Annotated in this window: 17 protein-coding genes; 8 read left to right on the top strand and 9 right to left on the bottom strand. The window is 73.0% G+C overall.

The genetic code is table 11. The annotated features are described in order from the left end of the window. Positions 1-10 precede the first annotated feature (10 nt). Positions 11-2476: a helicase-associated domain-containing protein gene (locus tag ABCR83_RS19220; RefSeq protein ID WP_462696292.1), complete on the bottom strand. Its 2466-nt coding sequence runs from the start codon at positions 2474-2476 to the stop codon at positions 11-13. A gap of 133 nt (positions 2477-2609) precedes the next feature. On the opposite strand from ABCR83_RS19220, the gene ABCR83_RS19225 reads away from it, so the two are divergent. Continuing rightward, on the top strand, positions 2610-3509 hold the full coding sequence (locus tag ABCR83_RS19225; RefSeq protein WP_462696293.1) for a hypothetical protein: 900 nt from the start codon (positions 2610-2612) through the stop codon (positions 3507-3509). A 32-nt stretch (positions 3510-3541) separates the two neighbouring features. Here ABCR83_RS19225 and ABCR83_RS19230 read toward each other — a convergent pair whose 3' ends face one another. Next, on the bottom strand, positions 3542-3784 hold the full coding sequence (locus tag ABCR83_RS19230; protein WP_462696294.1) for a hypothetical protein: 243 nt from the start codon (positions 3782-3784) through the stop codon (positions 3542-3544). Positions 3785-3989: 205 nt separating this feature from the next. On the opposite strand from ABCR83_RS19230, the gene ABCR83_RS19235 reads away from it, so the two are divergent. Beyond that, a complete protein-coding gene (locus ABCR83_RS19235; RefSeq protein WP_462696295.1) occupies positions 3990-4373 on the top strand; it encodes a cold-shock protein in 384 nt (127 codons plus the stop codon). A gap of 10 nt (positions 4374-4383) precedes the next feature. Here ABCR83_RS19235 and ABCR83_RS19240 read toward each other — a convergent pair whose 3' ends face one another. From ABCR83_RS19240 to ABCR83_RS19255, 4 genes are read right to left on the bottom strand one after another with little or no spacing between them, the layout of a single operon-like run. After that, a complete protein-coding gene (locus tag ABCR83_RS19240; protein ID WP_462696296.1) occupies positions 4384-5235 on the bottom strand; it encodes a 1,4-dihydroxy-6-naphthoate synthase in 852 nt (283 codons plus the stop codon). Next, positions 5232-5960: a futalosine hydrolase gene (locus ABCR83_RS19245; protein WP_462696297.1), complete on the bottom strand. Its 729-nt coding sequence runs from the start codon at positions 5958-5960 to the stop codon at positions 5232-5234. The genes ABCR83_RS19240 and ABCR83_RS19245 overlap by 4 nt, the downstream gene beginning before the upstream one ends. Positions 5961-5980: 20 nt before the next feature. Then, positions 5981-6448 carry a DUF2771 domain-containing protein gene (locus ABCR83_RS19250; protein ID WP_462696298.1) on the bottom strand — a complete coding sequence of 156 codons (468 nt, stop codon included), beginning with the start codon at positions 6446-6448 and terminating at the stop codon, positions 5981-5983. A gap of 26 nt (positions 6449-6474) precedes the next feature. After that, positions 6475-7839, bottom strand: a complete 1365-nt coding sequence (locus ABCR83_RS19255; protein ID WP_462696299.1) for an MFS transporter — start codon at positions 7837-7839, stop codon at positions 6475-6477. 349 nt (positions 7840-8188) lie between these two features. Between ABCR83_RS19255 and ABCR83_RS19260 the strand changes: the two genes are divergently transcribed. From ABCR83_RS19260 to ABCR83_RS19270, 3 genes are all read left to right on the top strand, one after another. Then, the gene (locus tag ABCR83_RS19260; protein WP_462696300.1) at positions 8189-9073 is read left to right on the top strand and encodes a DUF3027 domain-containing protein; all 885 of its coding nucleotides are present in this window, start codon (positions 8189-8191) and stop codon (positions 9071-9073) included. A gap of 168 nt (positions 9074-9241) precedes the next feature. Continuing rightward, positions 9242-12415: a sacsin N-terminal ATP-binding-like domain-containing protein gene (locus ABCR83_RS19265; RefSeq protein WP_462696301.1), complete on the top strand. Its 3174-nt coding sequence runs from the start codon at positions 9242-9244 to the stop codon at positions 12413-12415. Positions 12416-12562: 147 nt separating this feature from the next. Continuing rightward, complete coding sequence (locus tag ABCR83_RS19270) at positions 12563-12760, top strand: DUF1059 domain-containing protein (protein ID WP_462696302.1); 198 nt, start codon at positions 12563-12565, stop codon at positions 12758-12760. 18 nt (positions 12761-12778) lie between these two features. Here ABCR83_RS19270 and ABCR83_RS19275 read toward each other — a convergent pair whose 3' ends face one another. Next, positions 12779-15154, bottom strand: coding sequence for a cation-translocating P-type ATPase (locus ABCR83_RS19275; RefSeq protein WP_462696303.1), 2376 nt, complete (start codon positions 15152-15154; stop codon positions 12779-12781). Positions 15155-15174: 20 nt separating this feature from the next. Then, positions 15175-15474, bottom strand: coding sequence for a DUF2530 domain-containing protein (locus tag ABCR83_RS19280; protein ID WP_462696304.1), 300 nt, complete (start codon positions 15472-15474; stop codon positions 15175-15177). A gap of 217 nt (positions 15475-15691) precedes the next feature. On the opposite strand from ABCR83_RS19280, the gene ABCR83_RS19285 reads away from it, so the two are divergent. The 3 genes from ABCR83_RS19285 to ABCR83_RS19295 all read left to right on the top strand — a co-directional run bounded on the left by ABCR83_RS19285 (position 15692) and on the right by ABCR83_RS19295 (position 19176). Beyond that, positions 15692-17158, top strand: coding sequence for an NCS2 family permease (locus tag ABCR83_RS19285; protein ID WP_462696305.1), 1467 nt, complete (start codon positions 15692-15694; stop codon positions 17156-17158). 109 nt (positions 17159-17267) lie between these two features. Continuing rightward, complete coding sequence (locus ABCR83_RS19290; RefSeq protein WP_462696306.1) at positions 17268-17708, top strand: MarR family winged helix-turn-helix transcriptional regulator; 441 nt, start codon at positions 17268-17270, stop codon at positions 17706-17708. Positions 17709-17793: 85 nt separating this feature from the next. Then, the gene (locus ABCR83_RS19295) at positions 17794-19176 is read left to right on the top strand and encodes an MFS transporter (protein ID WP_462696307.1); all 1383 of its coding nucleotides are present in this window, start codon (positions 17794-17796) and stop codon (positions 19174-19176) included. A gap of 67 nt (positions 19177-19243) precedes the next feature. Here the strand turns inward: ABCR83_RS19295 and ABCR83_RS19300 are convergent, their stop codons facing one another. Then, positions 19244-19765, bottom strand: a complete 522-nt coding sequence (locus tag ABCR83_RS19300; protein ID WP_462696308.1) for an N-acetyltransferase family protein — start codon at positions 19763-19765, stop codon at positions 19244-19246. Positions 19766-19778 lie beyond the last annotated feature (13 nt).

Below are 19778 nucleotides of genomic sequence, written 5' to 3' on the forward strand. Positions count from 1 at the left end.
GAGGCCGCCGTCAGGCGGGTTCGTCGGCCAGCTCGGCGACGCCGGTGATGCGGTGCAGCGGATAGGTCCGCACCGCGTCCGCCGTGTGGTCGTACGCCGTGACAAAGCCGCCCTCCACCCGGATCGGGGCGATCACCCGCTGGCTGGCGGCGCCTTCGGCGTTGACATAGCCGATCCACACGGCGGCCCCGGTGAGCACCGCCGCCTGCATGGTCGCCAGGGTGTCGGCGGAGGTGGTGCGGGGCAGCCCGCCCGCGGACCGGGCGGGGGCGGCGACGGGCTTGCGCTCGGCGGTCGCCGCGAGGTCTCCGGCGCGGATGGCCCGCACCGCCGCACCGAGCAGGGCGGCGTCGGGCACGGGCGGACCCTCCGGCACGGGGGCCGGGGCGCTGCGGGGCGGGGTGCGGCGGCCGAGGGCGCCGCGGGCGATCAGCACATCGCCCGCGGCCCCCTCGGCCGCCGGTGCGTACCCCAGGGCGCGCAGGCCCGCCAGCAGTTCCTCGGGTGCCGCCTGGGCGGCCAGCACGGTGGGCGCCAGCCGGCGCAGCAGCAGGGGGGCGGAACGGCGGTCGGCGAGGAGCTCGGCGAGCACCGCCTCGTCGTCACAGCGCAGGTAGGAGGAGGCGGCACCGACCCGCAGCCGGCCGTGGCGGCGGGCCATATCGTCGATGAGGTAGGCGAGCGGCTGGGGCACCGGCGTACGGGAGTGCTCGGTGAGGAACGCCTTGAGGTCGGCGGCCGTCCGGCCCGTGTCCAGTGCGCGGCGCACCGACTCGGGGCCGAAGCGGTAGACGGTGGCGCCGCCCTTGGACTCGATGTCGGCAAGGGTGCCGAGCGTCTGGGCGAGGGAGCGGCGCAGCGGTCCGGGCGCCACGGCAGTGAGGTCGGCCTGCAGGAAGACGTGGTCCAGGGGCTCGGGGAGCAGCGGGGCGAGCACGGGGGCGGGGGAGGCGCCGGTGAGCAGCGCGCGGCCATGGGCGGCGAGGGCGCCGCGGCCGGTGACGCCGAGGAGTTCGGCCTCGGCCAGGGCCCAGCGCGCGAGGCGGGCGCGCGGCTCGTGCCCGGCGGGGCCGTCCCATTCCAGCCGGGCCAGCAGGGTGTCGGCCGGGACGGTGGCGCCCGGCGGGAGTTCGGCGAGCAGGGCCAGGACGCGGTGGCGGACCTCGGGGGCCGGGGCCCGGTCGAGGTCGGGGCCGAGGGCGGCGAGCGTACGGCCCTTGGAGTCCTTGGTGCCGGCCAGGCCCGGGGTGCGGGTGGCGGCGAGCCAGGCAGCGGCGAGGTGGGTCCAGCGCCGTTCGGGGGGCAGGTCCAGCCAGTCGTCGTAGCCGGGGGTGGGTGCGTACCGCTCGTCGACCTCGCCGTCGGAGGCCAGCAGCCCTGCGGCGTGGGCGAGTTCGGCCCAGAAGGCGGCCGTCTGCTCCGTGGTGTCCAGGGTGGTGGCGGTGCGCTTGAGATCGCGGACGCTCAGGCCGCCGGCGCGCAGGACCAGGGGGCTCTCGGCCTCCCAGGCGGTGAGGAGTTCCTCGACGGCCGTCAGTGCGGTGAGCGCCTGCCCGGCGGCGGTGGCGTCCACCACGGATGTGGAGTGCTCGGTGACGGGCGCGAGTTCGGGGGGCGCGGGCCGGGGCGCGCGGTGCGCCCGGCCGCCGCGCAGGTGCAGGGCGGCCTCGCGGGGGAGGACCACGGTGCCGGGACCGGTCGGCAGCAGCAGTCCGCGGTCGAGCAGCCAGCGCAGATGCGGTGCGGGGTCGGCGGTGACGGTGCCGTGGGGCGGGCCCCAGAGCAGCCTGTCGAGCACCTCCGTCGCCTCGGCGGGGGCCGTGGAGAGCAGCGCGGCCATCCGCGTACGGTCCTCGAACAGCTCGGTCAGGGCGGTGACGGCGGTCACGGGATCGTGGGTGGCGGGCAGTCCGGCGGCCGCCAGCAGCGCTTGCAGCCGACCGGGTGACATTCCGGTGGTCGCCTCGGCGAGGGTGGGTCCGAGGCCGGTGGGTGACGGGCGGGCGGGGGTGGGGGCGAGCAGTTCGCGGGCGGTGCGGACCAGGCGCAGCCGGTCCTCGCCGCCCCAGACCAGGGCCTGGGCGCGCAAGGCGGCGACGGCGCGCGGCAGTTCGCGGGCGATCCGGGGGCCGTCGTCCGCTGCCCCGGCGTCCGGACGGCCCGGGAGGTGCCCCCATCCGGTCATCAGTGCGGAGAGCGTCCCGTAGGGGCAGGGGTCCGGGGCGATCGCGAGGGCCTCGGCGGTCTGGAGCGCGAAGCGGTCCAGGTGGTCCAGGGCCCGTGCCACGGAGGCGCGGGTCGCGGCGCGGGTGGCGAGCTGGGTGAGGTCGCCGGGCACCGGGCCGAGCAGATCCGGGCGGGCCCGCAGGAGCTCGGCCAGCGCCTCGTCGGGGCGGGCGCGCAGCTCCTCGGCGAGCGTGCGCGGGGCCCCGACGGTACCGCCGCCCGCGCTGCCGGTCTCCCGCGAAGTGGTCATTCTGTTTACGGTACCGGGTCGGTGCGCATCACCGGCGGGGCCGCGATCGGTCGTTCCGTTCTCCCCGCCGGGGCGATGCGGACCCGGTACCGTCGATGTGACGGCGATGTGTTGGGGGAACTTGGGGGATCCGGTGGGGATCGAGAGCGATCAGCTGGTCTATGACTATTTGAGCCGGGTCGGTGACATCGCCCAGCGGCACACTCTCACCTCCGGTGACCGGATGCGGCTGGTGACCCGGCTGCGTACGGAGATCGAGCGGCGCCGGGCGGCCGAGGGGGCCGACACCCCGGCCGCGGTGCAGCGGATCCTCGACGGTCTGGGCACGCCGTCGGAGGCGGTGGCCGATGCGAGTGCCTCGTCCGGCGCGCCGTCGGAGGCGGCGCGGGCGCGCCGGGTTCCCGCGCAGCGCCGGGAGGGCGGGCCGGTCCGCTTCCCGGACGCGGGCGCGCCGCCGCACCTGGCCACCGAGGAGGAGCTGCGCGCGCCCGGCCGTGGCGGGGAGACGGCCGACTGGTGGCGGGTGGAGGCGGTGCCCTCCGGCCCGGGGGAGCGGGTGCACGGCTTTGTCGGGGGGATCGAGATTCCCGAGATGCTGAGGCCGCCGCCGTCCGAGGCGGCGGCCGTGGAGCGGGTCCCGGAGGATGAGCCCGCGTCCGACGAGGAGGAGGCCACCGGGCGAGGAGGCCGCCGCGGCCTCTCCATGAGCCCGGTGCTGCTGCTGGTGGTCGTCCTGCTGCTGGTCGGCGCGGTGCTCGGCAACTGGATGGTGGTCGGCGCGGGTTGGGCGCTGGCGTATGTCACCCGGCGGCTGTCGCAGAACGAGTCGAAGTGGGCGGTCATGATCGTGCCGGGGGCGGTCGCCGTGGGTGGTGTGGTCTGGCTGTGGGGCCGCAGCAAGGGGCGCTGGGGCGCCCCCATACCGCAGGGGGCCCTCGGTCCGGCGCTGGCGGAGACCTGGCCGGTGGTGCTGCGGGTGGCGGCGGTCGCCTCCGCGGCGTATGTGCTGTGGCGGGCGCGGCGGTTGGGCTGATCGGGCCGGCCGACGCGGCACTGGCTGCGCGGCTACCGGGCGGCGGCCGCCCGCGCCTGACGCCGCTGTTCCGCGATGGATCGCAGCACCCCGGCGGCGGCGAGCAGGAAGCCGACGCCCATCAGCATGCACACGAAGTACGCTGCGGACGGCAGTGGATCGGCGCCGAGGAACAGCGGGGCCACCGTGGCCAGCGTGGCCACCGCGCCGACGAGGAAGACGATGGCGCCGATGCGCACCAGCAGGTCCCCGGACCGGGGCGTTTCATTGCTCACCCGAGCAGGGTAGTTGCCTACGAGGCATCGGGGGACCGCACCACCGGACGCGCAGAGGTATCACCCGAGGACGTCTTGTCACCGGGCCCGGGACCATTAGCCTTGGGGTAGCGGGTCTTGCGACCCGCTGTAGTGCTATCCAGAGCCGTTTTTGTTTGCTTGCAGTTTCCGGAAAATCCCGACGAGTACGAGGACGAGGACAGACGTGCCTACCGGCAAGGTCAAGTGGTTCAACAGTGAGAAGGGCTTCGGCTTTCTCTCCCGCGACGACGGCGGAGACGTCTTTGTGCACTCCTCGGTGCTCCCGGACGGGGTCGATGCCCTCAAGCCAGGCCAGCGTGTGGAGTTCGGAGTCGTCGCCGGGCAGCGCGGCGACCAGGCGCTTTCGGTGACGCTTCTCGACCCCACCCCTTCGGTCGCGGCCGCCCAGCGCCGCAAGCCCGATGAACTGGCCTCGATCGTCCAGGACCTCACCACGCTCCTGGAGAACGTCACCCAGCAACTCGAGCGCGGCCGCTACCCCGACAAGGCGCATGGCGCCAAGATCGCGGGCATGCTGCGCGCGGTCGCCGACCAGCTGGACGTCTAGCGCCGCGGCACTAGGGGAAGCTGAGCGCGTCGGGGCCGAGGGGCGGTACGAGTCCCTCGGCCGCGGCGCGGGTCAGCAGCCCGCGCACCGCCGCATAGCCGTCCTCGCCGAGGTCCGCGGTGAACTCGTTGACGTACAGCCCGATGTGCTGGTCGGCGACCGCCGGGTCCATCTCCTGCGCGTGCTCCAGCACATACGGCCGCGATGCCTCGGGGTCGTCCCAGGCCATCCGCACGGATGCCCGCGCCGCCCCGGCCAGCCGGTGCAGCATCGGCGCGCCCAGCGAGCGCTTGGCGATGATCGCGCCCAGCGGGATGGGCAGCCCGGTGGTCTGCTCCCAGTGCCGCCCCATGTCGGCCAGGCAGTTCAGGCCGTAGTTCTGATAGGTGAATCGCGCCTCGTGGATCACCAGGCCGGCGTCCACCTTGCCGTCCCGCACCGCCGGCATGATCTCGTGGAACGGCAGCACCACCACCTCGCCGACGTCCCCCGGCACCTCCTCCGCCGCCCACAGCCGGAACAGCAGATACGCGGTGGACCGCTCACTGGGCACCGCGACCGTCTTCCCGGCCAGCTCCGCGGCCTCGCCCGGCCGGCTGGTCAGCACCAGCGGCCCGCAGCCACGCCCCAGCGCACCCCCGCACGGCAGCAGCGCGTACTCCTCCAGCACCCAGGGCAGCACCGCGTACGACACCTTGAGCACATCCAACTCACCGCGCTCGGCCATGCCGTTGGTGAGGTCGATGTCCGCGAAGGTCACCTCCAGGGCGGGCGCGTCCGGGACGCGGCCGTGGGCCCAGGCGTCGAAGACAAAGGTGTCGTTGGGGCAGGGCGAATAGGCGATCCGGATCGGCCCGGTCATGAGCGCACCTCGGGTTTCTCGGCGAGTGCCGGTGAGATCCTGCGGAAGGCGTCGGTCAGCGCGCCCAGCGCCTCGCCGATGCGCCAGGCGGCCCGGTCGCGCGGTCCGACCGCATTGGAGACGGCCCGCAGCTCCAGCGCCGGCACCCCGTGCGCGGCGGCGGCCCCGGCCACCCCGAAGCCCTCCATGGCCTCCACCAGCGCCCGCGGATGACGCGCCGCCAGCTCCTCGGCCCGCTCGGCGGTGCCGGTCACGGTGGAGACGGTCAGCACATCGCCGCGCAGCGCGCCGACGGTCTGGGACACGGCTCGTACCAGCTCCTCCGGCACCCGGTGCGCGTCCACCCCGAAGCCCAGCTCGGTCACCGGCAGGAAGCCGTCGCCGGTCCGCACCCCCAGATCGGCCGCGACGATCCGCTCGGCGACCACCAGGGCGCCCAGCGGCGCCTCGGGTGCGAAACCGCCGCCGATGCCCGTCGAGATCACCAGGGCGTAGGGGTCGCCGGCGAGCGCCGCCGCGGTCAGCGCCGTGGCCGCGCCCGCCGCCGCGGCGGCCGGGCCGACCCCGGCGGCCAGCACCTCGAGCCGCACGGCGCCCGGGCCGTCCACCGTCACCCGGTGCAGCACCGCGCCACCGGGCAGCGGGAGTTCCACTGGGCCGCGCGGCGCGGCGGACGTCACCGCGTCACGCTCGGCGGTCACCGCCGTCACGACCAGTACGCGCATCACCGGACCCTCGCCGCGGATCAGCCGTTGTCGGTCTCGAGCTTGAAGTTCCACACGCCGTCACTGGTGATGACCGACAGCAGCGTGGACGGCACCGCCTGGCGGGTCCTGGGGTCGTAGAAGACGTTCTGGTTGTCCAGCGACGTGTACGACAGCTTGAGCCGGTCCGTCAGTGAGGCACCGTTGCTGAGCACCATCCAGCCCTTGTCGGCCAGCTTGGTGTCGACGCCGACCCGCACCTTCTCGCCGGGCTTCACCTTGATGGTCTTGGGCGACCCCTCGGCGAGGCACTTGCCCAGCGCCTTGTTGTCGAGCCTCTCGCCGTCCTCGTAGCAGGCGGCCTCCGAGGTCACCGTGGTCGATCCGACGGTCACCGTCGCCAGCGGCGTCGGCTTGTCGCAGGCGGAGAGGGCGACAAGCCCGAAGGTTACGGCACCGACGGCGGCAGCGGCGCGCTGGCGCCTGCCCCGGAAAAACGCAGCGGTCATGCGGGCAGGCTATCGGGCCACTTCGGTCACGCCACGCGCGGGTGCGGCGAGCCGCGCCGGGCGGCCGTCAGCAGGCCCCGCACGGCGGTCGCCACGCCCAGCGCCAGGAACGTCGCCGCCACCGACATGCCCAGCACCCCGTTGAGCGGCAGCAGGATCCCGATCGCCCCGCCGACCACCCAGGCCATCTGCAGCGCCGTCTCCGAGCGGGCGAACGCGGAGGTGCGCACCTCCTCCGGCACATCCCGCTGGATCAGCGAATCCAGCGACTGCTTGCCCAGCGCCTGCGAGATCCCGGCCACCGCCGCCACGATCACCACGAAGAACCAGCCGTAGAACGCCGCGGTGGCGATCGTGGTGCCCAGCGCCACCGTCAGCACCATGGCGATGGTCTTCTCCGGGCCGCGCGAGCGCAGCAGCGCCGCTATGGCCGTCCCCAGCGCATTGCCCGCGCCCGCCGCGATCGCGACCAGGCCCAGCGAGAACGCCGGGCTCAGCCCGTCCAGCGGATGCACCCGCAGCAGGAACGCCAGGAAGAAGGTGAGGAACCCGGACAGCATCCGCAGCGCGCTGTTCGCCTGCAGCGCGTGCAGCACGGAGGGGCCGACATTGCGCAGGCCGGGCTTGCGCCGCCGGACCCGGGGGTGCCGGTGGTCCGCCGAGGCCAGCCGGGCCCGCGCCTCGCCCTTGGCCGAATCGACCTTGTGCGGCAGCGAAAGCGACAGATAGGTGCCAAACGCAAACACCAGGCACGCCCCGTACAGCGGGTACGCCGGTCCCAGCTGGTGCAGCCCCGCACCCAGCGGGGCCGCCACCCCCGTGGCCAGCAGGCCACCCAGCGTCACCCGGGAATTCGCCTTCACGAGCGAGATCCGTGGTGGCAGCAACCGTGGTACCACCGCCGACCGCACCACCCCGTACGCCTTCGAGGCCACCAGCACCCCGAGCGCCGCCGGGTACAGCTCGAGGCCACCGCTCGCCACCGCCCCCGACATCATCAGCGCCAGCAGCACCCGGGTCAGCATCGCACCGGCCATCGCCGCCCGGCGGCCGTGCGGAAGCCGGTCGAGCAGCGGCCCGATCACCGGCGCCAGCAGGGTGAACGGCGCCATGGTGACCGCCAGGTAGAGCGCCACCCGGCCCCGTGCCTGGTCGGTGGGGACCGAGAAGAACACCGTGGAGGCCAGCGCGATCGTGATCATCATGTCGCCCGCGGAGTTCACCGCATGCAGCTCGATCAGCTTCGCCAGGCCGGACTCGCCCGCACCATGCGCGTTCGTCGCCCTGCGGACGCCCCGGGCGGCCGCCGTGACGGGACTGCGCAGAGCGCGGCCGACACTCCGGCCGGTACGGCGGAGCGGGCCGCCTTTCGCTGACCGGATGGCTCCCACCACGCCATACTGCCCCAACTCGGAGCACCGACGGCACTCACGGCGCGTCCGCCCAATTCGGGTGGGCGTGCGCGGGGGCGTACCGGAGCGCTGTGAGGTCGCTCGGCGAAACCCGGGTATGCCCCACGCGGTCACCCGAGGTAGCGTGCCTCACGCGCCACCGGCGGTCGTTCTTGGCAGCGCCCCGAGTCTCGATCCCGCAGAATGGACGTGACCAGGTGCGCCCGAGGCCGTTCGGGCGCGGACGTCGACGCGGCCCTTTGGTCCGCTCCGTCCGCCGACCCGGCCGCTCGGCTGGCGCACTCGTGAGACGGCGTGGAAGAGAGAATCGATTCTTGTGAGTGCTGCGATGCGAAGCCGTACCCCGGACCGCCTGTGCGCCGAGGCGGTCGAATTGGCCCGTGCGGCGGCCGTGGAGGCCGCGCTGCCCGGGCAGGTCGGCGGCCATGTCGAGGCCCTCGCCGACGGGGACCGGGTCGTCACCCACTACTTCGCCTGCCTCGACCCCGGCTACCGCGGCTGGCGCTGGGCCGTCACCGTCGCCCGGGCCTCCCGCGCCAAGGCCGTCACCCTCGACGAGACCGTCCTGCTGCCCGGCCCCGACGCCCTGCTCGCCCCCGAATGGGTGCCTTGGAGCGAGCGGCTGCGCCCCGGCGACATGGGCCCCGGCGACCTGCTCCCCACCGAGGCCGACGACCTGCGCCTGGAGCCCGGCTTCAGCGGTGAGGACGCCCCGCCGCCGAACTCCGCCGTCTCCGCGGAGATGACCGAGCTCGCCGAGGCCGAGGACGCCGAGGTCTCCGCCGGCCCGCCCTCCGCCCAGCCGACCGCGCCCGCGCGCGGCTCCATCGCCTCCCTCGCCGAGGATCTGGGCATGCGTCGGGCCCGGGTGCTGTCCCGGTACGGCCTGCACACCGCGGCCGACCGCTGGGACGAGACCCACGGTTCCAAGACCGCCATGGCCCAGGCCGCCCCGGCCTCCTGCGTCACCTGCGGCTTCCTGATCCCCATCGGCGGCTCGCTCGGCCAGGCCTTCGGCATCTGCGGCAATGAGTTCGGCCCGGCGGACGGCCATGTCGTCTCGCTGTCGTACGGCTGCGGCGGGCACTCCGAGGCCGCGGTGATGCCCAAGCCGCCGCGGCCGGCCCCGCCGGTGATCGACGAGACGGTCGTCGACGTCCTCCCGCTCGGCGAGGCGGAGCCGGACGAGGACGAGGACCTGGGGCACGCGTAGGGGGTTCCGGCCCTTCAGCCTGTCATGGGGGTGCCCCCATTGCTGTTCAGGCCATGGGGGCGGGACCGGGGCACACCCACACCACCCGCCAACCCGGCACGGTACGTTCACAGGCGACGCCAACAGGTGCCAATAGACGCCGACAACCGTACGACAGGGAGACCACCCGTGAGCGGCACACCGATCGCGCACGCCACGACCGCGGACCCGTTCGAGACCGCGCGGCTGCGCCGCGGCGTGCTGGACGCCTGGGCCGCCTCCCCCGCCCGGTTCCGGGAGGACGCCAACGCCGAGGAAGACCTCGCGCTCGGCGGCTACCGCGACCGCCTGGTCGTCGAACTCGCCCAGAACGCCGCCGATGCCGCCGCCCGCGCGGGTGTCCCCGGCCGGCTCCGGCTGACCCTGCACACCGCCACCGACGACGGCCCGGCCGTCCTCGCGGCGGCCAACACCGGCGCCCTCCTCGACGCCGCGGGCGTCGAGTCGCTGTCCACGCTCCGCGCGTCGGCCAAGCGCGAGGACGCCGACCACACCGCCGGCACCGTGGGCCGCTTCGGCGTCGGCTTCTCCGCCGTCCTCGCCGTCAGCGACGAACCCGCCGTGCTCGGCCGCTCCGGCGGCGTCCGCTGGTCGCTGGCCGAGGCCCGGGAGCTCGCGGAGAGTGCGGCACAGGACGCGCCCGGCCTGGCGGGCGAGATCCGCCGCCGGGAGCGCCATGTGCCCCTGCTCCGGCTCCCGTTGCCCGCCGAGGGCCCCGCGCCGGAGGGCTATGACACCGTGGTCGTCCTCCCGCTCCGGGACGGCGCCGCCGAGGACCTGGCCGCCCGGCTGCTCGCCGGAATCGACGACGCGCTGCTGCTGGCCCTGCCGGGCCTGACCGAGATCGTGGTCGAGACCCCGTCCGCCGCCCCCCGCATACTGACGCACCGTCAGGAGGCTGGGTGCATCACCATCGAGGACTCCGCCCGCGCCACCCCCACCCGCTGGCGCGTCAACCGAACCGGCGGCCGGCTGGACGCGGCGCTCCTCGCGGACCGCCCCGTGGAGGAGCGGCTGCGCCCCAACTGGTCGATGACCTGGGCGGTTCCGGTGGGCGCCGAACTCGAACCGAGGGCACCGCGCACCGCGCCGGTGCTGCACGCACCCACCCCCACCGACGAACCGCTGGGGCTCCCGGCCCTGCTCATCGCCACCTTCCCGCTCGAGCCCACCCGCCGCCACACCGCCCCGGGCCCGCTCACCGACTTCCTGCTGCAGCGCGCCGCGGAGGCCTACACCGAGCTGGTGGCCGACTGGCGTCCGCTCGGCACCGGCACCCTCGACCTGGTGCCCTCCCCGCTGGCGCAGAGCGCCCTGGACGCCGAGCTGCGCCGCCTGGTGCTGGAGCGGCTGCCCCGGGTGGCGTTCCTGCGCAACGCCGCGCCCCCGGACGGCGAGCAGGGCGAAGCGGACGAAGGCCCGGTCGCGTTGCGCCCGGTGGACGCCGAGGTGGTGGCGGGCGCGGGCGCGGAGACCGTGACCGTGCTGAGCGAGGTCTTCCCCGGTCTGCTTCCGGCCGGTCTCGAACGCCGCCCGGAATTGCGGGCGCTGGGCGTCGACCGGGTGCCGCTGGGCGAGGCCGTCGACCGGCTCGCGGGGGTGGAGCGCGCCCCGCAGTGGTGGTGGCGGCTCTACGACAGCCTCGCCGGGGTGGACCCGGACCGGCTGAGCGGACTGCCCGTCCCGCTGGCCGAGGGCCGCACCGCCATCGGCCCCCGGCAGGTGCTGCTGCCGCCCGCCGACCCGGCCGAGGCGGCCCGGCTGGCCCGGCTCGGCCTGAAGGTCGTCCACCCGGACGCCGCCCACCCGCTGCTGGAGAAGCTGGGCGCGACGCCCTCCTCGCCCCGCGCGATCCTGACCACCCCGCAGGTGAGGGCGGCCGTCGCGGCCTCCCTCGACGCCGGTGAGATCTGGGACGAGGCCGTGCTCGACCAAGCCGGCCTGGACCACGACGAGCTGGTGGAGACCGTCCTTGCGCTCGCCCGTGACGCCGACCTCGCTCCCGGCGACGAGCCCTGGCTGGCCGCGCTCGCCCTGCCCGACGAGGACGGCGAACTCGCCCCGGCCGGTGAACTCGTGCTGCCCGGCAGCCCCTTCGAGAGCGTCATCCGCCCCGGCGAACTCGCCGCCTGTGACCCGGAACTCGCCGAGCGCTGGGGCGCCCAGCCGCTGACCGCCGTCGGGGTGCTCGCCGACTTCGCCCTGGTGCGCGCCACGGATGTGGTCCTCGAGCCCGATGAACTTGAGCCCAGGGACGACGACTTCGCCGAGCCCGACGACGTGGGCCTGCTCGATGCGGTGGACGTCTGGTGCGAGGACGTCCTCGACCGGCTCCCCGACACCCCCGTGCCCCCGGTCGCCACCGAGATCGTGGCCGTGCGCGACCTCGACCTGGTCGACGACGACGCCTGGCCGCAGGCCCTCGCCCTGCTCGCCCGGCCCCCGCTGCGCGATGCGCTGACCACGCCGGTGCGCGTCCTGCTGCCGGACGGTACGACCGAATCCGTACGCCCGTACACCGCCTGGTGGTTGCGCGGCCACCCGGTGCTGGACGGCCGCCGCCCCGCCGGGCTGCGCGCCGCCGAGTCCTTCCGGGACTCCCTGCTGGAGGGGCTGTACGAGCCGGTCGACGCGGCCGGGTTCGCGGACGAGCAGGTGCTGCGGGCGCTCGGCGTACGCACCTCGGCGGCCGCCCTGCTGGACGAGCCCGGCGGCGCGGCCGAGCTGCTGGCCCGCCTCGCGGACCCCGGCCGCCCGGTGCGCGCGGCCCAACTGCACGGCCTGTACGGCATGCTGGCCGCCCTGGATCCGGACGAGGTGACGCTCCCGGACGAGCTGCGCGCCGTGGTCGACGGCACGGTGCGGGTGGTCGACGCCGCGGACGCGCTGGTCGCGGACGCCCCCGACCTGCTGCCGCTCGCCACCGGCCGCGGCCTGCTGCCGGTGCGCCCGGACCGGGCCGCCGCGCTGGCGGAGCTGCTGCAGGTGCGACGGCTGAGCGAGGCCGTCCCGGCGCCGGTCCCGGCCGGCGGGGGCGAGGTCCGGCAGGTGCCGGAGGGGGTGCGGGTCCTGCTGCCGTCGGCGCCGGACACCTATGTCGAGCACGAGGACCTGATCGTCGACGGCGTGGAGCTGGACTGGCGCCACGGCCCCGACGGCATCCTGCACGCGACCACCCTGGAGGGCCTGGCCGCCGGCCTGGCCTGGGCGGCAGGCCAGTGGGCACGCCGCTTCGAGGCGGCGGCCCTGCTGGAGGATCCCTCCCGCACCGATGAGCTGGCCCGGGCCCGCTGGTTCGACTAGGGCACATTCAGCCCGTCCGGCGTTTGAGGACAGCGCGCGCAGCGTGCTGCGGGGTTTGGGGCGCAGCCCCAAGAAACGGTGAAAGGGCGGGACCGGGGCAAGCCCCCCCGGCCTACCCTGGAAGCGGGGCCACCCCAGGAGACCGCCATGACCAGAAAAGTAGCCGACTGCCGCAGATTCCCCAGCGAAACCAACTGCACCCTCACCATCTCCGGTGAGGAAGAGGAAGTCATCCGCGCCGCGACCGAGCACGCCGTCTCCGTGCACAAGCACGCCGATTCCCCCGAGCTCCGCGAGCAGATCCGTAACTTCCTCGAGCTGGAGAAGACCACCGACGCTGCCTGACCTCGAACGGCCGGACCTTCAGGCGGGGAACCGCCGTCCCACCCACCGCCAGGCGAGCTCCAGCACCGCCGACGCGATCACCGCGATCCCGACGGCGGTCCAGGGCAGTGTGGCCCCCACCAGCTTCAACGCGAAGAACCGCTGCAGCCATGGCACCCCCAGCACGATCAGGAATCCGAGCCCCATCGCCAGCACCAGTGCCACCCGCCACCAGGTGTACGGCCGGGCGATGATCGCCAGTACCCAGATGGAGATCAGGAACAGCGTCAGCGTCGCCGCGCTGGTCTCCGCGTTCAGCGCCCCGTCCTGCCCCGCGTAGTAGCCCCGGGCGATGAGGTAGGTGGCGAAGGTCGCGGCGCCCGCGATCAGCCCCGCCGGGATCGCATAGCGCATCACCCGGCGCACGAAGTGCGGCCGGGCGCGCTCCTTGTTGGGGGCCAGGGCCAGGAAGAACGCCGGCACCCCGATCGTCAGGGTGGACAGCAGCGTCAGATGGCGCGGCAGGAAGGGATAGGGCACCCGGGTGCAGACGACCAGGACCGCCAGCAGCACGGAGTAGACGGTCTTGGTCAGGAACAGCGTCGCCACCCGGGTGATGTTGCCGATCACCCGCCGCCCCTCGGCCACCACGGACGGCAGCGAGGAGAAGCTGTTGTCCAGCAGCACGATCTGCGCCACGGCCCGGGTCGCCTCGGAGCCCGAGCCCATGGCGACCCCGATGTCGGCGTCCTTCAGCGCCAGTACGTCATTGACACCGTCACCGGTCATCGCGACCGTGTGCCCGCGCGACTGGAGGGCGCCGACCATGTCCCGCTTCTGCTGTGGGGTCACCCGCCCGAACACCGCGCCCCGGTCCAGGACTTCGGCCATCTCCTCCCGCTTCGCGGGCAGCTTGCGCGCGTCCATGGTGGACGCGGCGCCGGGCAGCCCGAGCTTGCCCGCCACCGCGCCGACCGAGACGGCGTTGTCACCGGAGATGACCTTCGCCGCGACGTCCTGTTCCGCGAAGTAGCGCAGGGTGTCGCCCGCGTCGGGGCGCAGCCGCTGCTCGAGCACCACCAGGGCGGTGGGCCGTACGCCCTCGGCGACCCGTGGGTCGTCCAGCTCCCGCTCGGTGCGGGCCAGCAGCAGCACCCGCAGCCCCTGGGCGTTGAGGCCCTCGATGTCGCCGAGCGCCGGATCGCCCTCCGCCAGCAGCACATCGGGCGCGCCCAGCAGCCAGTTGGTGCTCTCGCCGTCGGGGCTGTTGAGGGCGGCGCCGCTGTATTTGCGGGCGGAGGAGAAGGGCAGCGACTCGGTGCAGCGCCAGCCGCCCTGGCCGTCCGGGTAGGCGTCGATGATGGCCTGCAGGCTGGCGTTGGGCCGGGGGTCGGAGTCGCCCAGGGCGCCGAGGATCTGGCGGACGTAGGTCTCCTCGGCGGCGGCCAGCAGCCGCAGCTCGCTGACGTCCATGCCGCCCTCGGTGAGGGTGCCGGTCTTGTCGAGGCAGACCACGTCGACCCGGGCCAGGCCCTCGATCGCGGGGAGTTCCTGCACCAGGCACTGCTTGCGGCCGAGCCGGATGACGCCGATGGCGAAGGCGACGGAGGTCAGCAGCACCAGCCCCTCGGGGACCATGGGCACGATGCCCGCGACCATCCGCCGCACGGCCTCCCGCCAGTCGTGCCGCTCCACGACGAGCTGGCTGATGATCAGGCCGATGGCGGCGGGGAGCATCAGCCAGGTCACATACTTGAGGATCAGGCTGATGCCGGTGCGCAGTTCGGAGTGGACCAGGGTGAACCGCGAGGCTTCCTCGGCGAGTTGGGCGGCATAGGCCTCGCGCCCGACCTTGGTGGCGGTGAAGGCGCCGCCGCCGGCCACCACGAACGAGCCGGACATCACCTTGTCGCCGGGCTTCTTCAGCACCGGGTCGGCCTCGCCGGTGAGCAGCGATTCGTCGATTTCCAGCCCGTCGGCCTCGGCGACCTCGCCGTCGACCACGCACTTGTCGCCCGGGCCCAGTTCGATGAGGTCGCCGAGGACGATCTCGCCGGTGCCGATGGCGGTGGGCCGGCCGTCCCGGCGGACGGTGGGCCTGGCCTCGCCGATCACGGCGAGCGAGTCCAGGGTCTTCTTGGCGCGGAGTTCCTGGATGATGCCGATCGCGGTGTTGGCGACGATGACAAAGCCGAACAGGCCGTCCTGGATGGGGCCGACGATCAGGATGATCAGGAAGAGGACGCCGATGATGGCGTTGAACCTGGTGAAGACATTGGCCCGGACGATCTCCGACAGCGAGCGCGAGGACCGTACGGGTACGTCATTGACCTCGCCCCGGGCCACGCGCTCGGCGACCTCGCGCGTGGTGAGGCCGGTGAGTTCCCCCGTTGCGGTCTCCGCCGGATCACTCATGCCTCCGACGGTACGGGCCGTCAGCCCGCTTCACCTTCCGGGGTGCGGCTTTCGGCCGTCTTTCCGGCCGCCTGCCGCGCGGCGTGCCGCTTGATCGCGGCATCCCGCTTGCGGACGTACCAGATGCCGATCAGGCCCAGGCCGCCGCCGGCCAGGCAGGTCCACAGCCACCACAGATGGCCGTGGTCGTCGAACCAGCCGTAGAAGGGCAGCTGGCCCAGGAAGAGGACGAACCACACGATGGTGCCGCCGGTGATGGTGGCGACGACATTGCCCTCCAGGGGCTCCGGCGCCTCATGGGTGGGTGTCCACTTCGTCATGCGGGCCAGCCTAGTCCGTCCGGTCTCGCCGATCTTGCCCGGATCCCTTGACCCATAGGGGTCTACGCGCGGAGATAGCAATTCGGGCTTTGTTTATTCATACTGAAACGACCCGGATCTGATGGAGGGCTTTTGTTTGATCCTCCCATCACGATCCATTTGTTTTGCCCTTCAGGCCCTCTCTCCGGGACGGGCCCAAACGACTGAGGTCCCCTTGATGCCCTCCTCGGCCACCGCTGCGGTCGACGCCCAGCAGCCGCCCCCGGCGTCGTCCGGCAACCTCCTCGACCGGTACTTCCGGATCTCCGAGCGGGGCTCGTCCATCCCCCGTGAACTGCGCGGTGGCCTGGCCACCTTCTTTGCGATGGCCTACATCATCGTGCTGAACCCGATCATTCTCGGGGCGGGCCACGACAAGTTCGGTCACCAGCTGGACAACGGCCAGCTGGTCACGGCGACCGCCCTGATGGCCGGGCTCACCACGGTGCTGATGGGGGCCGTCGGCAATGTGCCGATCGCCTGCGCCGCCGGTCTCGGCATCAACGCCGTCGTCTCCCTCCAGCTCGCGCCCAAGATGAGCTGGCCGGACGCGATGGGGATGGTGGTCCTGGCCGGTCTGGTGCTGATGGTGCTGGTCGCCTCCGGCCTGCGGCAGCGGGTGATGGACGCGATCCCGAACGGGCTGCGCCGGGCCATCGCGATCGGCATCGGCATGTTCATCTCGCTGATCGGCCTGGTGGACTCCGGCTTTGTCACCCGCAACCCGGACGGCGCCCACACCACCGTCCCGATGGGCCTCGGCCAGGGCGGTCAGCTGCACGGCTGGCCGGTGCTGATCTTCGCGGCCGGGCTGGCGCTGACCTTCATCCTGGTCGTCCGCAAGACCCCCGGGTCGATCCTCATCGGCATCGTCGTGATGACCTTCATCGCGATCGTGATCAATGAGCTCGCGGTCATCCCCGACGTCAACTGGGGCCTGAGCGTGCCCCGGATCCCGGACCAGGTGGTCGGCACCCCCGACTTCGGCCTGATCGGGAACATCAGTCTGCTGGGCGGCTTCCACCAGGTCGGCTGGCTCACCGGCTGCCTCTTCGTCTTCACCGTCCTGCTGTCCGGCTTCTTCGACGCCATGGGCACGATCATCGGCGTGGGCGAGGAGGCCGGACTGACCGACAAGAACGGCCAGCTGCCCAACATGGGCAAGATCCTGATGATGGACGGCGTGGCCGTCGCGGCGGGCGGCCTCGGCTCCTCCTCCGCCAACACCTGCTTCGTGGAATCCACCGCGGGCGTCGGCGAGGGCGCCAGGACCGGCCTGGCCAATCTGATGACCGGCGGCCTCTTCCTGCTCGCCCTGGTCTTCACCCCGCTGGCCACCGTCGTCCCCTCCCAGGCCGCGACCCCCGCGCTGCTGGTCGTCGGCTTCCTGATCATGGCGGCCAACGTCCGGGAGATCGACTGGAGCGACTTCACGATCGCGATCCCCGCGTTCCTGACGATCGTCGCCATGCCGTTCACCTACTCCATCACCAATGGCATCGGCATCGGCGTCCTCGCCTTCATCCTGCTGCGCATCGCCGACCGCCGGGCGCGGGAGATCCCCTGGCTGCTGAATGTGGTCGGGGTCTGCTTCCTGGTCTACTTCATGCTCGACCCCATCGAGCAGCTGCTGGGCGTGAAGTAGCGACCACGAGTCACCGGGCAGGGGCCCGGTCACCGTCCAGCGGTGGCCGGGCCCCTGTCGCACGCCCGTCCGCTTTCCTTAGACGAAGTAATGAGTTAATCTAATAATCATGTCGGACCTGTCCCGTGCCTCCGAAGACGCCGCCGCCGTGAACGCACTGCGGTCGGGCGTGATGCGGCTCTCCCGGAGGCTCAAGCACCAGCGGGTGGACGAATCGCTCAGCCCCGCCGAGATGTCGGTGCTCGGCACCCTCGCCCGCTGTGGCTCCGCCACGCCCGGCGAGCTCGCGCGCAAGGAGCATGTGCAGCCTCCGTCGATGACCCGCATCGTCGCACTGCTCGAGACCAAGGGACTGGTCAGGCTGGAGCCGCACCCGGAGGACCGCCGCCAGAAGGTGGTCACCCAGACCGAGCGGGCCGAGGCCATGCTCGAGGAAAGCCGGCGCAAGCGAAACGCCTGGCTCGCCGAGCTGGCCGGGCGGCTGGACGAGGACGAGTGGACCACCCTGCGGGCGGCCGCGCCCGTGCTGGAGAAGCTCGCGCACCTCTAGTCCGACGTGTACCGGTACCGGATGGATCGTCGAAATCGTCGAAATCATCGAAGCCGCCAAAATCGTCAAAGGAGGCGAACTCACCTTGAGTTCGGGACCCGGAGCAGACTCCGCACCCGCACCGAACCACCACGAAGACGACGCACGCACCACCTCCCTGCCGCGCCAGACGCCCAAGGGGGGCATGTTCAGCTCACTCAGGATCCGTAACTACCGGCTCTTCTTCCTGGGCCAGGTGGTCTCCAACACCGGCACCTGGATGCAGCGCATCGCCCAGGACTGGCTGGTCCTCAGCCTCACCGGCTCCTCCGCGGCCGTCGGCATCACCACGGCCCTGCAGTTCCTGCCCATGCTGCTGTTCGGGCTGTACGGCGGCGTCCTCGCCGACCGGTGGCCCAAGCGGCGGCTGCTGCTCATCACCCAGACGGCCAGCGGCCTCACCGGCCTCGGCCTCGCCGTGCTCACCCTCTCCGGGCATGTACAGGTCTGGCACGTCTACCTCACCGCCTTCGCGCTCGGCCTGGTTACCGTCATCGACAACCCCGCCCGCCAGGTGTTCGTCTCCGAGATGGTCGGCCCCGCCGACCTGCGCAACGCGGTCAGCCTCAACTCCGCCAACTTCCAGTCCGCGCGCCTGATCGGCCCGGCCGTGGCCGGAGCCATGATCACCGCGGTGGGCAGCGGCGCGGCGTTCCTGTGCAACGGACTGTCGTATCTCGCGCCCATCACCGGCCTGTTGCTGATACGCACCGGCGAACTGCACAAGCCCGCCGAGCGCAGCCCGCGCGGCAAGGGCCAGTTGCGGGAGGGCCTGCGCCATGTCGCCGAGCGCCCGGACCTCATCTGGCCCATTGTGCTGGTCGGCTTCATCGGCACCTTCGGCTTCAACTTCCCCATCTGGCTTACGGCGTTCGTGGACGATGTCTTCCACGCCGGGGCCGGCACCTACGGTCTGCTCAACACCCTGATGGCGAGCGGCTCCCTGGCCGGTGCCCTGCTGGCGGCCCGCCGCGGCAGCTCCCGTCGGCGGCTGCTGCTCGGCGCGGCCCTGCTGTTCGGGATCCTGGAGGTCGCGGCGGCCCTGGCCCCCGCCTTCTGGGTGTTCGCCGTGCTGTTGGTGCCCATCGGCATGTGCGGCCTGACCATCAACGTCACGGCCAACTCCGGCGTACAGCTGGCCGCGGATCCCGCACTGCGGGGCCGGGTGATCAGCCTGTTCATGATGGTCTTCATGGGTGGCACCCCGCTGGCCGCGCCCGTCGTCGGCTGGGTCACCGACACCTATGGCGCGCGCATCGGCTTCCTCTCCGGCGGCCTGGTCTCGGCGCTCGCCGCGGTGGGCGTGGGGATCGCGCTGGCTCGCTCGGTGGGGGTACGGCTCAGGGTCGACCTGCGCCGTGGCCACCGGCACCTGGAGTTCATACCCCGCGAACCGGAGCGGCCGGAGGCTGCGATGACGGTGGCCTGAGGCGCTTTCGCACCGAGGTGTCCGCTTCGCACCGGGGTGTCCGCCGGGGCGCGCCCCGGCGGACACCTCACACCCGCTGCGCCAGCACCTGCACGGGAGCCTCCTTCTCACCCACCGTCAACGTCTCCGTGGGGGTGAAGCCCTGCCCCCGGTAGTAGTCGACCAGCCTCGCCCCGCCACCCGCGTAGCAGTCGACCCGCAGCAGCCCGATGCCCTGTCGCCGGGTCTCCGCCACGGCGTGCGCCAGCAGCGCCGCGCCCACGCCCCGTCCCGTGAAGCGCCGGTCGGTGACCAGCAGTTGGACATACCGCTCCGGCTCGTCCGCCGGCGCGACATACCTGGTGGGTTGCGGGGTCAGGACGAGCGCCCCGGCCGGCATCCCGCCGGCCTCGGCCAGCCAGGGAGTGCCGGCGGAGACGATCCCCTCGACCAGCTCGACCGCCTGCGGCCGCACCGACCAGGGCTCGGTGCCCCACTGGCCCGTGATGCCCTGTGCCACCAGCCATTCGACGGCATTGTCGAGCATGCCGAGGATGAGCGGGAGGTCGTCCTCCCCGCCCTTTCTGATCTCCAGCGCGTTGGTGTCCATGCACGCGACACTA

This window comes from Streptomyces xingningensis (genome assembly GCF_054957865.1).

Coding starts and splice junctions, on each gene's coding strand:
- ABCR83_RS19220 (WP_462696292.1), bottom strand. CDS start 2,476: ATGACCACTTCGCGGGAGACCGGCAGCGCGGGCGGCGGTACCGTCGGG.
- ABCR83_RS19240 (WP_462696296.1), bottom strand. CDS start 5,235: ATGACCGGGCCGATCCGGATCGCCTATTCGCCCTGCCCCAACGACACC.
- ABCR83_RS19245 (WP_462696297.1), bottom strand. CDS start 5,960: ATGCGCGTACTGGTCGTGACGGCGGTGACCGCCGAGCGTGACGCGGTG.
- ABCR83_RS19250 (WP_462696298.1), bottom strand. CDS start 6,448: ATGACCGCTGCGTTTTTCCGGGGCAGGCGCCAGCGCGCCGCTGCCGCC.
- ABCR83_RS19260 (WP_462696300.1), top strand. CDS start 8,189: ATGCGAAGCCGTACCCCGGACCGCCTGTGCGCCGAGGCGGTCGAATTG.
- ABCR83_RS19270 (WP_462696302.1), top strand. CDS start 12,563: ATGACCAGAAAAGTAGCCGACTGCCGCAGATTCCCCAGCGAAACCAAC.
- ABCR83_RS19275 (WP_462696303.1), bottom strand. CDS start 15,154: ATGAGTGATCCGGCGGAGACCGCAACGGGGGAACTCACCGGCCTCACC.
- ABCR83_RS19280 (WP_462696304.1), bottom strand. CDS start 15,474: ATGACGAAGTGGACACCCACCCATGAGGCGCCGGAGCCCCTGGAGGGC.
- ABCR83_RS19285 (WP_462696305.1), top strand. CDS start 15,692: ATGCCCTCCTCGGCCACCGCTGCGGTCGACGCCCAGCAGCCGCCCCCG.
- ABCR83_RS19290 (WP_462696306.1), top strand. CDS start 17,268: ATGTCGGACCTGTCCCGTGCCTCCGAAGACGCCGCCGCCGTGAACGCA.
- ABCR83_RS19300 (WP_462696308.1), bottom strand. CDS start 19,765: ATGGACACCAACGCGCTGGAGATCAGAAAGGGCGGGGAGGACGACCTC.